The sequence below is a fragment of the Bacillus sp. FSL R5-0712 genome, from assembly GCF_038593285.1.
Lineage (GTDB): Bacteria > Bacillota > Bacilli > Bacillales > Bacillaceae > Bacillus > Bacillus safensis.
This window is the reverse complement of the sequence record NZ_CP151981.1, coordinates 693,206-707,459: the sequence shown is the minus strand read 5'-3', so window position 1 is coordinate 707,459 and position 14,254 is coordinate 693,206. Positions and strand designations below refer to the sequence as shown.

The 14,254-nt window shown below is 41.0% G+C and carries 9 protein-coding genes; all 9 read right to left on the bottom strand.

Annotated features, from left to right (window positions below; all coding sequences use genetic code 11):
- Window positions 1-23: 23 nt before the first annotated feature.
- Window positions 24-1,076, bottom strand: coding sequence for an HAD-IIIC family phosphatase (locus NSU11_RS03485; protein WP_025092642.1), 1,053 nt, complete (start codon window positions 1,074-1,076; stop codon window positions 24-26).
- Between the two features lie 14 nt (window positions 1,077-1,090).
- Entirely contained in the window at window positions 1,091-1,948 is an 858-nt protein-coding gene (locus tag NSU11_RS03480) for a 3-hydroxyacyl-CoA dehydrogenase family protein (RefSeq protein ID WP_149125918.1), read from the bottom strand.
- Window positions 1,945-2,655: an alpha/beta fold hydrolase gene (locus NSU11_RS03475; RefSeq protein WP_056767853.1), complete on the bottom strand. Its 711-nt coding sequence runs from the start codon at window positions 2,653-2,655 to the stop codon at window positions 1,945-1,947. Before NSU11_RS03475 ends, NSU11_RS03480 begins: the two co-directional genes overlap by 4 nt.
- Window positions 2,652-3,632, bottom strand: a complete 981-nt coding sequence (locus tag NSU11_RS03470; protein ID WP_149125919.1) for a C39 family peptidase — start codon at window positions 3,630-3,632, stop codon at window positions 2,652-2,654. Before NSU11_RS03470 ends, NSU11_RS03475 begins: the two co-directional genes overlap by 4 nt.
- Window positions 3,595-5,136: a serine hydrolase domain-containing protein gene (locus NSU11_RS03465; RefSeq protein WP_056767557.1), complete on the bottom strand. Its 1,542-nt coding sequence runs from the start codon at window positions 5,134-5,136 to the stop codon at window positions 3,595-3,597. Before NSU11_RS03465 ends, NSU11_RS03470 begins: the two co-directional genes overlap by 38 nt.
- A complete protein-coding gene (locus NSU11_RS03460; protein ID WP_197202866.1) occupies window positions 5,133-9,602 on the bottom strand; it encodes a non-ribosomal peptide synthetase in 4,470 nt (1,489 codons plus the stop codon). Before NSU11_RS03460 ends, NSU11_RS03465 begins: the two co-directional genes overlap by 4 nt.
- A 91-nt stretch (window positions 9,603-9,693) precedes the next feature.
- On the bottom strand, window positions 9,694-10,893 hold the full coding sequence (locus NSU11_RS03455) for an MFS transporter (RefSeq protein WP_025092636.1): 1,200 nt from the start codon (window positions 10,891-10,893) through the stop codon (window positions 9,694-9,696).
- 133 nt (window positions 10,894-11,026) lie between these two features.
- A complete protein-coding gene (locus NSU11_RS03450) occupies window positions 11,027-12,196 on the bottom strand; it encodes a CamS family sex pheromone protein (protein ID WP_224427106.1) in 1,170 nt (389 codons plus the stop codon).
- A 42-nt stretch (window positions 12,197-12,238) separates the two neighbouring features.
- Window positions 12,239-14,245 carry an NAD-dependent DNA ligase LigA gene (gene ligA / locus NSU11_RS03445; protein WP_024424531.1) on the bottom strand — a complete coding sequence of 669 codons (2,007 nt, stop codon included), beginning with the start codon at window positions 14,243-14,245 and terminating at the stop codon, window positions 12,239-12,241.
- Window positions 14,246-14,254 lie beyond the last annotated feature (9 nt).

Below are 14,254 nucleotides of genomic sequence, written 5' to 3'. Positions count from 1 at the left end.
CAATCTCCTCGCTTTTCGCTTTTTTATTTGGCAGGGTCCTTCTGCTTTATCTCAATGTTGACATCTACGTATTCTGGGAAGGGCTGAATCATGCTTAAATCGTTTTCGAACAAAATATAGCCATCTTCCCCATTCTCGATTTCTTTGAAATTCGCAAACTTATAAGTGATATACATCATGCGGTTTCGATCGGTTTGTTTAAAATCAGCTACAAGCCGTTTTCCTCTCTTTTTCGCCTCTTGCAAAATCGTTGTCAGTAAAATGGTCCCGACTCCACGTGACATAACACGGCAAGACATAAGCAGTAGTTTGACATGCCATGTATCACCTGTTTCTTCTATTAAAGAGAGTCCTATTTTTCCATATGAACCGAATTTATCTTCAAGTTCACAGACGAGAAGCAAGTGATTGTCTGATTGACGGAAATAATCAAGCTCTGCGTAATCGTAGGTTTTCCCGCTTGCATTTAATTGATTGGTTCGAACGGTAAGTTCTTCGGCTCGCTGGAGATCTTGTTCTCCTGCTTCTGATATAACGAATTTCATATTTAAAGAGGCCAAAAATTTTTCAGGCGGCCCTTCATATTTCTCTTCTTCCTGCTGCCTTTGATCTGCTTCCATGTACATTTCTCTGCGCCGTTTTGCATCCTCTGTGATAAAAGCTGGTCGCAGTCGATCATCTGTGAGCAATGTCATATAATCGACCGCATCCCAGCAAGTAATCTCTGGATGAACTGCCTTCACTTCTTCTCGTTCAAATGGCTGATCATCGATAAAGAGAATGGTATCTTTATGAATATTTAAGCGCTCGCTGATTCTCTCTAATGAACTAGATTTGGCATTCCAATGAATCTCTGGATAAAGAAAGAAATGTTCGATCCCAAAGGCGGAGAGCTTTTCCCTCACAGCAGCTTCATCATTCCGGCTTGCAATGGATAAAAGGATCCCGCGCTCATCTAGCTCTGTTAGCACTTCCTTCATCGATGGCTTTAACGTCACTTCATCTGATTCAAGTAAAATTCCATCCCATAATGTATGATCTAAATCCCAGACAACACACTTGATTTGTTTAGCCATTTGTTTTTCTCCTCTCACATGTCATATTGGAAAAAGCCTTTACCTGATTTTTTGCCATACTCACCAGCATCGACCATTTTGACAAGCAGAGGACATGGGCGGAACTTCGGATCTTTGTAGCTCTCGTATAAAACAAGCAATGAATTCAAAATCGTATCAAGCCCAATTAAGTCTCCTGTCGCAAGCGGCCCCATTTTATGGCCGAAGCCCCCGCGGAAAATTTTATCGACATCAGCTGGTGTCGCGACTTGATCTTGCACCGCCCAAATCGCTTCATTGATTGTCAGCATGAGCACACGGTTGGAAACAAACCCTGGAAAATCATGCACCACAACAGGTGTTTTATCAAAGGATTTCAAGAAACCTTTTGCCGTTTCAACTGTTTCATCAGAAGTTGCTTTTCCTCTAATCACCTCAACTAACGCTTTAAGAGGAACAGGGTTCATAAAATGTGCACCAATAACTTTTTCAGGATGATGCATAAGGGATCCTACCTTTGTAATGGAAATGCAGCTCGTGTTTACAAAATAGATGGTTTCTTTCGAACAAATATCTCGCAGCTCTTCATAAATGGTTTTTTTTATCTCCCAATCTTCCGTCACATTTTCAATGACGATATGTGCGTCATGTAAGCCTTCAAATGAAGTCGATAGCTGAATTTGAGACAATACGTCTTCTAAGGACAATGAGATTTTCTTTTTTCTCACAAATTGCACCAATTGATAGGTTTTCTTGATCTTTTCTAGTGCTTCGTTTAGTTTTTCTTCTGTGACATCAACCAATGTGACTTGATAGCCATTTGCTGAAAGGTCTAATGCCATATCAGCCCCCATCACACCTGCTCCAATCACGCCTACGTGTTTCGTGTTCATTTCTCCAACACTCCAATTCGCTTTAAAATGACATTGATTTTTTCTACGACTTCATTTGTTAATGAATGAATAAAAAAGTGATCTCCATCGAATTCAAAAAACGCACAATCTTTGCTTGTATATTGATCCCAATCGTCTAAATCAAACAGCACAGAAGGCAGATCACGAGTACCATAAAAAATAGAAATTGGGCAAGCAGCTGGAACGACTTCATCACACTGATAAGTCTCCAAAAGCTGAAAATCTGCTCTTAAAATCGGCAGAAAGAAATCAAGCACTGCATGGTTATCGGCAAGTTCCTCAGGAACGCCCCCCATCGCAATAATCGCCTCTTTTAATTTGGCATCTGACAGCTGATGATAGACTTTCTTCTCTGGAATATGTGGTGGAAAGCGTCCAGAATAAAAAACATGGCAAGGCTCTTTGTTTAATCTTGTTTTCATTCTTTTTTGTAATTCGTATGCAAGTACAGCTCCCATGCTATGACCGAAAATGGCATAGGGTTCTCCTTCTTTTAAGGAAGAGGACGCCTGTAGATAAAGATCATCTGCGACTTGCTGTAAATTTGTCAGCACAGGCTCTGTCATTCTTGTCCCGTGCCCAGGGAGTTCAAGGGCATGAATTTCTATAGACCGGTCTATATATGATTTCCACTTACTGAATACGGTACTTGCTCCACCTGCGTACGGTAAGCAAAATAACTTCACGACACGCCACACTCCCTTTTGCATTTGATTTTCAACATTTCCAGCCATTTTTTTTCATCTTGGATGATTTGTTGTAAGGAAGCTTTAATGTTGGCTTGGTACCGACTAGACATTTCCCCTGAAAAAAAGAGTTTTGCTGCCTGATGCCTCGCTTTCTCCCATTCTGCTAAAATACTTTCCATCCATTGAAACAGCTCAGGTAGATCGCCTTTTATGAGTCTCAGTCGATACATCTCTACTTTCTTCGTATTGATGATCTGATTGAAAGATGCTACGAGCTTCTCGATATCATCCCATTGAGGAAACTGTTCATAAAATGTTTCAAGAGTTGTAATTCCTTTTTCGATTGCGTCAATGTGACCATGCATATTTCTCAGGAAATAAGCCGTTTTTTGATCAAATAATTCAGTCGAGACCTTGACCGGATCAAAGTGGAAGGCCGCATAGGAATGGAATTGATCATTCGGCTGAAAATGATCATGAAAGGTATCATACCCTTTCTGCACATCTCCATATGACAGCACTTGATGCTCATACGACAAATTATCTAAATGACGATTCTCTAATACCTGAAAGGTTTGCTGATTTTCATGAAAACCCGTGATTAAAATCGAATGACGGCTATGTGTTGTCAAATACTCTTTTCTACCTCGCTGAACGTAAGGGTCTACCCATACAATCACCGGGCGGTCACGCCTCACATCTTGTTTGACCTTTTCAATGAGATTGGTACAATGCGTCATTTTTTCAACTTGAATGCCCTGTAAATTCATAATCTTTTCTGGATCGTGTGCCGACATCCAGTCAATCTGTAGCAAACCGTCTTCTGTAAGTCCATATGCAAATTGATCATTTAATAAATATGGAGCGACTTCTTGACCATGCAGCTTCACAATTGGAAAAAAGCAATTGAAGAAACAGCTGCGATAAAACAAATCATTATAAGGATGAATGCCTGAAATCTGTTTGACGGTCATCTTCTTGTCCTCTCTTTCCAGCAGTAGATGTCACCATAAATCCTTTGATGAAACCAATCGTACAAAACCAAATGAAAAACAAATAATAAGAAATCGCTAATTCAATGAGAGAGAAAGGTCCCCATACAAAAGTCATTTTCCAAGGCAGTCCCTTAAAGGCTAGTTGCGAAAGAATCATTGGCAGAAGCAATATCCCAATTAGGAGCAGTACCCAGCCGATACTTTTCAGCCATACGCCAAGTGAGATGTGCCTGCGAACCAGAACGCCATTTCTTACACGTTTCCTCCATTTGATAAAACGAACGACTGACACTATTTGCAGCAAAATAAAAAGACATGTGGCTGCCACACTCAATTGATCAATGAGCTGAAATGGATCCATGGATGACTCTGCTTCTTCATTTGTACCCGTCATTGTTTTGGCAATAAGACGTGCCGTTTTCTCTGTGTAGCTGCTATTCATGTTGGCTAACACTCCGATAGCAACGTCTTCTTTTGCCTGGATCAGAAAAAATGATGAATAATTCGGATTAGATCCAGCATGAAATAGTGATTCCACCTGCCCATGCGTTTTTTCTATATACCAGCCGGCATTGTAATAGACATGCTCCCCTTCTTCTGGGACTTTCACAGTTAACTGATCAGGATTTTTTACAAAACGAGACCAAGTTGAATCGGTCAATTGATATTGCAGCCAAGTCCCCACATCCTGATTATTCATCACAATATAGCCTGCAGGGGTGTTGCCTCGATATTCTGGTGCTTCATAAGCATGTGGAGCAAGGAAATGCAGTTTAAATCCTTCTGAAACAACACCAGATTTCATGCGTTTTAGCCCAGCTTCTGTTTGGTTAAGATGATGCGTTTTAAACAGTCCTTTCATATATGCCTCATATGACGTTCCTGTCACATTTTCAATGATGAGACCAAGAACATCATAGTTGATGGTGGCATATTCAAAGGAGCTGCCAGGCTTGTGATGGAGCTCAATTGATTTCAGTTGATGGACTGTTTTCTTTAGCGCATCTTTTGCATGATCTGGCTGGATAAGTGCAATGGATTGAAAGGGAATGCCGCTTGTGTGATGCATTAATTGCTCCACCGTCAAACGCTGAGACTTTCCATGGTATGTTGGAAAAAAGCCTGGAATATAGCTGCTCACCGGTTCTTTCAAATGAAGTTTCCCTTGCTTTTCTAACTCCACAATAGCAAGAGCGGTAAACGCCTTTGATGTAGAACCAATTTCAAAGAAAGTACTGGCTGTCACTTTCTTCATTTTCTTTTGATCCGCATAGCCAAACCCTTTTTGGTACACCACTTCGTCTTTTTTCACAACCACAACGGACATGCCGGGAATGCGCCCAAGCTCCATCTGTTCCTCTATCACTTGATCAATGGCTTTAGATGAAATCACTGCTTTTGCATGTGTCCCCCCGGCAAAGCCGCTTATCCATAAGACAGCTAACAAAAATGAAATGTAGATAACATGCTGATTTTTCCTCATGTAAATAATGAATCCATTTCTTCAAGAGACATATCAACTGTTTCAAAATCAGACGGTGTAAATTCGATCCCTTCTTGTTCTAAGCAATGCTGTACCATACGCTCAATTTGCTGTTCTATCTCTTGCAATAGCTGCATCATATCTGTTTCACACAGCTGTTTTTCGCTGAAAGAAAGATGGAAAATCAGCTGACCGCCCTTGATGGTAGCGACCATATCGATGACGGTTGTTAACGGGTTATCCAATGACGAATCTATCCCCGATGTAAAGTAAGACATCTCATAATCAGATGATTGTTTAAGCACCTGATCGATTTCACCTAAATAATTAAACCGTAATTGCGGCGCTGAATGATCAGGAAGCTGCCTATTGATGAATGACAACAGCCCATATTCTGCACCTTTATTCGGCACCTCACGTATCGTTTCTTTGACAGCCCGTATGTGATCTGAGAGTGATTCAGAAACATGAACATTCACAGGATACATGGTGGTGAACCAGCCGCACGTTCTAGATACATCAATATTTTCCTCCACAGCATCTCTGCCATGACCTTCTAATTCCAAAGAAATCCGTTTTTGATTCGTTTGCTGATAACAGGCTTGCGTTAAGGCTGAAATTAACAGTTCGTGAGGCTGCGTTTGGTACGCTTTATTCGCTTGATTGGTCAATTGATCCGTGAGCTCCACAGATAAAGCCTTCGTTAATTTGACTTCGTCTTTGACATATCCCTCATTAGAAGAAACTTGATACAGAGGCTGAATACCCTGAACCACATTTTTCCAATAGTTGAACACCTCTTTTACATCTTCTGATACTGCATACTCGTTAACCCGCTCTGTAAATGTTTGATATGAATGAGTTTTTGGCGGAAGCACTTCTGCTGAACCCTTCTCTGCATGAAATAATTGAATCAAATCCTCCACAAGAATTTGCCAAGACATACCATCAACTAAAAGATGATGGGCGGCAAAAATGAGATGTGATTGAGAAGCAGTTTGACAAAGCGCTGCCTGAATCAATGGTCCTTGATAAAGATGAGTCCTTTGCTTGATCTGACATCCTACTTCTTGCAGCGCTTCTTCCACATTCTCTTCTGACAATGCCGTAAAATCGTGTATCGTCAGCGGGATATCCTGAATGTTTTCATCATAATAGAGGGTGTTTGTCGCCTCATGTACTTTTAACCTTAATCCGTCGTGATGAATGACCAGCTCTTTTAAAGCACTCTGCACGATTCTTTCATCCATCTTTTTCTTTGAATGAACAATGATAGATTGATGCCAGAGATGTTTATCTTTTAACCGCTGGGACCAAAACCATTCGATGATTGGGATCGATTTCACATCGCCCACAGCCTGTTCTTGTGAGATATGTAAGACTGGTTCCTGCTGAACGACTTGTGCCATTTCTCTAAAAATGGGATAAGTAAATAGATCTTTGGTTTTTAAATAGAGTCCTTTGTCTTTTAACTTCGCAATAAATTGAATCGCCTTTATGGAATCGCCGCCAAGCTGATAAAAATGATCAGCCGGTTCGACCTTTTCATGCCCTAAGATAGTTTTTGCTGTGTCTACTATCATCCCTTCAATGTCCGCTGTTTCCTTCGACCATTCAACAGCTGTTTCCACTTGAGACAACAATGGATCAGGCAGTGCTGCCCGATTGATTTTTCCATTTTGGGTAAGCGGGAGTTCTTTTAATACAACAAAATAGGCAGGTACCATATAAGCTGGCAGCTGATCTGATAATTTCTTCCTTAGTAAAAAGGAGGTTAGCTCTTCATCTTTCAATTCAATATAAGCAGCCAGCTGTTTTTCTCCAGATTCATCAGTTAGATCAATGACAGCTGCTTTATCCACTTCATCGATTGCCATAAGCGCAAGTTCGATTTCACCCAGCTCTATCCGGTAGCCCCGAAGCTTGATTTGATGGTCAATCCGGCCAATGTATTCAATCTTTCCATCACTTGCACGTTTCGCAATGTCACCGGTTCGGTACATGCGGCGATGACTTACAAATGGATTGGGCAGAAAACGTGATTTCTGCAAATCAGGTCTTTGCCAGTATCCTCTTCCAACACCCGCGCCTGAAATATATATTTCTCCTATCGTCCCTGGCAGCACCACTTGCTGATTTTCATCTAAAAGATAAATCTCTGTATTCGGCATCGGCACTCCAATTGACACCGATGTCCCGCCATCATCTTGATGGAACTGATGGATCATACAGCCAACGGTTGCTTCAGTTGGTCCATATTCATTAAAGATGGATATCCTTCCATCACTTGCCTCAGTAATTCTTTTAGCCAAAGAAGTCGATAATTGTTCTCCTCCTACAATCATCCGTTTAACCACTGACTGAGACAGTGCAGCATCTGTTAACAGTGCCATATGAGCTGGTGTCAGCTTGATCACCTTTGCTTTTTGATCAAACAAAATATGTTCTAATAAAAAGCCTGGCTGATCCTCTTGACGATAGATGACTACTGTACTGCCAATAACCAATGGCGTATAAATGGAGGTAATGGTTAGATCAAATGCAATGGACGAATACAGAGCAAAATGGTCATCTTCTGAATCTGTATAGTTTGTTTTGGCAGACATGATATAGTTCACTAAGCTTTGATGCTCAATCATCACTCCCTTTGGCTGTCCTGTAGAACCAGACGTATAAATCATGTATGCGACGTCTTCATCATCTCCAATGAATGAATGTTCCACATCATACGGATCCAACTGATCCCACACGTTGTAGATATTGTACGTATCACCATTAAAATGGTATGCAGATGCATGATCTGTAAAAAACAGCTTTGCCTGACTGTCATCCAAAATAAACTGAATGCGTTCCTGCGGATACTCAGGATCAATCGGTACATATGCACCTCCAGCCTTTAAAATCCCCAGCAATAGTACAATCAGTTCTGGTGAATGATTCATACATATTGCAACAAAGTCATGTCTCTGTAAGCCATGTGTTTGCAGGAAATGCGCCATTTGGTTGGTTTTTCTCTCAAGTTCACCGTATGTCATGATATGAGAGCCGTCCTGAATCGCGATTCGATCAGGAGAAGTCTTTGACATGTCTGTGATTAATTCATGAATTTTTTGCTTTTGTGGGAATAGCACGCCTGTGTCGTTCCATTGATATAGCTCTCGATGTTCCTCTTCCTCTGTCATAAGCAGTACGTCTTTTAAGAGCTGCTTGGGCTGGGTAAGTATGTTCTCGACAAAAAGAAGCATCCTTTCATGCAGAAAGTTGATGTCTTCATTGCTGTAATCTGAGATTTTGTAGTCATATTGCAGCTCGATTTGCCCTTTTTCATCCCATTCTTTCACAGCTACTTGCAAGCCATATGGCTGGAATCCATTGTAAAGCTCCATGTATTCCACTTTGTATCCTTCCATCTCCTGCACCATATTTGTGCTGTAGGAGTTGATATAGATTTGAAAAAGCTGATCATATCCTGCCTTTGCAAGCTCTAAATCTTTGACAAGTGCGTCATAGGGATAACGCTGATGCAGGAAGTAAGTCTTATAGCTTTTTTGAACGTCTGACAAACTTTCTAATAGAGATAAATGAGGGTTCATCTTCATTCGATATGGCATTGTGCTAACGGTCATACCGGACGTGGCTTTTTCCTTTTGCCCGGAACGATTGAGAACTGGCGTCCCAATAATAAAATCTTTTTGCTGGTATCTTTTATGCAAGTAAACGAAGAGTCCTAAAGTAAATAAAGAGTTGATTGAACAATGATGGGTATCTATAAATTCATAGATTCGTTCTGAGAGTTGGCGATCAAGGTAATGGCTTTGCCGATGGCCTTTGATTTGGTCAGTTCCCTGTACCAAATAACTATCAGACACATCAGATAATGTTTCTTTCCAAAATTGCTGATCTTTTTTAAATCTTGGGGAGTTCATATATTTTGATTCTTTATCAATAAAAACAGAATGATTGTCTGCTTCTTGTTCGATAGAGGAGCTTTGTGTAAGAGCAGTGTAAAGCTGGCTAATTTTATCGATGATTACTTTCATCGACCATCCATCTGCTACTGTATGATGGCATTTGATGAAATAACCGGATTGTTGTTCACCGACTTTTAATACAGCAAATTCGGCGAGAGAGGTTTCTAGTAATTGAAATGGTGTTTTGAAGGCTTTTTCAGCCCATTCCAGCATGTCTTTATGTGTGGAAAACTCATAGGCAGGAATATGATGATCGGCGTTTGGATCAACGTATTGAAGCATCTCATCATCTTTCTCTACTAGCTTGAGACGAAGAGATTCTGTCGTCATGATACATGTTGCAATGGCCTGCTTCAGTTTATCGAGCTGCAACGGCCCATTGACGAAAATAATACCGCCAATATGATTAATTGGTGTTTCTGGATAAAATGTTTCCATGTTCATCACGCGCCGCTGCGGATGTGTTAATGGCCAATATACTAAACTACTAGTCAATTACGCCACCTCTACTTTTCATATAGTTAACATTTCTACGAACTTATTAAATCACATAATGGTATTTTTGTAAATAATTGAGATAAACTGTCTAAATTTGTTCATTTTTTAATCTAGACGCTAGGAAAGCCGACACAGTAAACAGGACAACGTTGATAAAAAAGACGACTCTTGCCCCAAAGAGATCGGTCATGGTGCTCATAACGAGGATGGACATTCCATATATAAAAGTCGATAGTGTATGTTGGGCTGATAGTATTTTAGGCAATTCAATTTGACTCAGTGTATCTTGTACATAGGTACGAATAGAAATACTGCGAAGCTGAAAAGCCGGCCCTAATAAAAAGACAAACAATAAACTCATCCATGCTGAATGATTCAACCCTAAGCACAGGGTTAGCAGAGCTACGATCACCGAGCTGTAAAAAATGTGATCAAACAAACGCTGTTCCACATGCTTTGCGAACCGCAGCACGAGCAGACCGCCTAGAATGGTTCCGCCAAAATAGCTTGCGTTAATAAAGCCCCACCATGTTTCAGGCTGGTGTAAGACTTCAGTGACATACACAAGAATAATAGCACCAGTCCAGATACTTCTGCCGCTCATGGACAGCATTTCTAAAATCGTTAATGTTCGAATGGTTGGCTTTTCATACATGATCTTCCAGCCAGAAAAGATTCGTGTACCAAATGATTCAGACTGTTGCTCTAGTTTAGCTACAGCCCCAGTATCAATGATAAAAAGCATAGATATGAGCGACAAACTATATAAAACAAGTGTCGTAATGAGGAGAAACTGCGGCCCAAGAATGCCAATAAACAGCCCTCCTAAAAGCCATCCTAGTAAAAGGACAATTTGGTCAGAAGTTAAGATATAGCTATTGGCTTTTAGTAAAAAGTTCTTTTCTACTAAACGCGGGATCATCGAATTTCGAACAGGAATGGTTCCCCCATCTATCAAAGAAAGGAAAAATACAATGATAAAAAAGAGAGGAATAGTAAATGTTGATAGTTGTAAAATATAAATGAAAATCAAGCAACCGAAGAAAGCAATTTGACACATTTGCAAATAGATAATGAGTCTTTTCAGCTTAAATTGATACATAAAGAAAGGAATGAGTACCGCTCCAAGTGCTTGTCCAACAAACTGGGAGACAGCCACCATTGAAGCAATTAGTGTAGAATTTGTTAATTGGTATGTCAGGATGGTCAGAACGAGGACATATAGTGAATCCCCGAAATTAGCTAGGGATTGTCCCCCTAATAAAAAGTAAAATGATTTGTTTTTCATATTTATCTCCATTTTCTCTTCATTATCACCCATAATAATACATTATTTTCTACACTTCTACTTTTTATAACAATATTTTCATAATTTGATACATTTTTACTAATTTAAAAAACCGCCAAAAGGCGGTTTTTATTTAGTCATATATATGAACAGTCGGTTCTTTGTCTTCAGCATTTTTCGTAATCAAGGCTTCTTGTTGATCAGAAGATGTAATGTTGATTTCGATATTGGTACTCTTGTAGTAATCCATGACTTCACCGGTTAAATATTGTGTGAAGGCTACGACTTCCGTTTTTCCATAGAACTGCATTGGAATTTCGATTTTCATTTTTTGCAGGTTGCCGTTTTTGTAAAAGCCTTTTCCTACAACACCAGTGTAATTCGGGAAGTAGTCTTCGACCTTTGTCTTGAAGCGGTCAAATCGCTCTGAATCATCTTTGTAGCTGCTTTTCGCATTATCTGAAGGGAAGAATACATTCTCCTCATCGATCGTATCCCAATTTCCGATATCAGCGGAGCCTGCTTTCACATCCGTTTTGGCGATAAAGTTACCTGGAACGATAGATGATTTTGGTGCTTGCTTATAAAGGGCAATCATGACAGGCACTTTTTGCAGTCCGTCCATTTGACGAATGCGCTTGATCACTTGTTCAGCGATTTTTTCACCCTCTGCCAAAAGTTTCTTTGAATTTTTCGATGAATCGATGGTCACCTCTTGCTGTGGGTCACCGATCTTTTCACGGTAATAATAAACAGAGTTCAGTGCAAGACCAATGACAACTCCGCCAAGCTGTAAGCTGTTTTTATCTTTTCTAATTAAGTAATTATGCTCTAGCATCGAAGCTAAGTAGATGGGACTATTTTCATTTTTAGACTTTGTTGAACCTGAGTTTGGAAGAGCAGGATTCAAGCCTAGATTCTTAAAGTCTTTATCATCTTTTTCTGCCTTTTTCAGATCACTGCCTGTTTTTTTGCGTGCCAGCCAGCTGAGAACGGTATCCTCATCTAAATGCTGTCCTTCTTGGAAAAGATAGTCGTTCGTATTAAATGACTCGGTTGCGAGGCGCATGAGTCCTGTTTCAAATTCATCAATGTCCAAGCGTGTGTTGAGACGCTCCGCTGTTAAACCTCTCGCAGCTCCTTGTTTAAACGGCAGCACCATTTTGTAATAGGAGTCTGAGATATTGTACATCGGGATGATGGCTGTTTCCTTTGTTTCCTTCGTTTCATCCGTTTTTTGTGTGACCTCTTCCTCTTCCTTTCCCCCAAAAGGTGCACACGCTGACAATACCAGTGTGAGCATTGTCAGCAGCAATAACAACTTTTTCAATAGAAAACACTCCTCTTATTTCTTTAGCTCCTCGAGCATTTTAGCTTCGTCCCAAATTTCAATATTGAGTTCTTCTGCCTTTGTCAGCTTACTCCCCGCTGCTTCTCCGGCAATGACTAGATCTGTTTTTTTACTCACACTACCTGCCAGCTTGCCGCCTAACGCTTCGATCGCTGCTTTTGCATCGTTTCGCGCCATTTCTTCTAACTTTCCTGTCAGCACAATGGTTTTTCCTGCAAAGTAGGAATCACTTTCTTCTGCTTTTACCGGCTTTGGCCCTGTATAGGTCATATTGACTCCAAGCTCTTTTAGTTCGTTCAGCAGATCGAGTATTTCTTCTTTCTCAAAGTACGTGACGACGGCATCAGCCATTTTTTCACCAATTTCGTCGACTTCAAGTAATTGTTCTTTCGTTGCTTGCTTTAATTGATCGATGTTTTCGAAATGCATCGCCAAGGTCTTTGCCGCCTTTGATCCAATAAATCGAATGCCGAGTCCAAATAGTAAACGCTCAAGAGAGTTTTCTTTTGACTGCTCAATCGAACGCAGTAAATTGTCGACAGATTTTTCGCCCATTCGTTCAAGCTGAATGAGCTCTTCTTTCGTTAAACGGTAAAGGTCGGACACACGAGAGACTAGCTGTTCCTTGAAGAGCTGTGTAATGACCCGCTCGCCAAGCCCATCAATATTCATTGCATTACGGGAAACGAAGTGAATGAGCCCCTCACGTATTTGGGCAGGACATTCTGGGTTGATGCATCGCAAGGCCACTTCGCCTTCGATTCGCACCAGCTCACTATGACACTCTGGACATTCAGTTGGCATGTGAAACGGCTTTTCTTCGCCTGTACGCTGATCGACAAGGACACCTGCGACTTCAGGAATAATATCGCCGGCTTTTTTCACAATCACTTGATCAAACAAGCGAATATCCTTTTCTTTGATCAAATCTTCATTATGAAGAGATGCACGCTGAACTGTCGTCCCTGCTACTTTGACAGGCTCAAGAATCGCTGTTGGTGTAATCACGCCTGTACGTCCGACACTTAGTTCAATATCAAGCAGCTTCGTTACGACCTCTTCAGCCGGAAACTTGTACGCAACCGCCCAGCGCGGGCTTTTTGCTGTGAAGCCGAGTTCTTCCTGCTGAGCGAGTGAATCGACTTTAATGACAATTCCATCGATTTCATATGAAAAATCGGCACGCTTTATTTTTAATGTTTCAATGAGGTCGATGACTTCTTCGATCGTTTGGCACATCCGTCTTTCTTTGTTTGTTTTAAAGCCAAGTTCGTCGAGAAGATCAAGTCCTGCGCTTTGCGTTTCAACACCAATTTCATCAAGCTCCGCTATACTGTAGACGAATATATCAAGGTTTCGTTTCGCTGCAATTTTCGTATCAAGCTGACGAAGTGAACCTGCAGCCGCATTACGCGGGTTTGCAAACGGCTCTTCTTCGTTTTGAATTCTTTTTTCATTTAATGCTTCAAAAGAAGGTTTTGGCATAAATGCCTCGCCTCTCACTTCAATCGACAGAGGGCGTTTGATTTTAAGCGGGATGGAACGAATCGTTTTGAGATTTTCAGTAATATCCTCACCCGTTGTTCCATCGCCGCGCGTCGCTCCTCGGACAAACACGCCATTTTCATAGCGGAGAGAAACAGCGAGTCCATCAATTTTCAGCTCGACATTGTATGCGATATCGTCACCGACTGCTTGACGAACCCGGCGGTCAAAATCAAGAAGGTCCTGTTCATTAAACGCATTCCCAAGGCTGAGCATTGGTGTGCCGTGACGCACTTTTTGAAAGGCGTCTAAAACAGCACCGCCTACTCTTTGTGATGGAGAATCTGCTGCTTTTAAGTCAGGGTGCTCTTCCTCCAAAGAGATCAGCTCACGCATCCGCGCATCATATTCAGCGTCAGGAACACTTGGACGATCAAGTGTATGATATTCGTAGTTGTATTGATTCAAAATCTGGTGCAGTTCCTCGATCCGGCGTTTCGCTGCTTCTTTATCCATCTGCTTCTT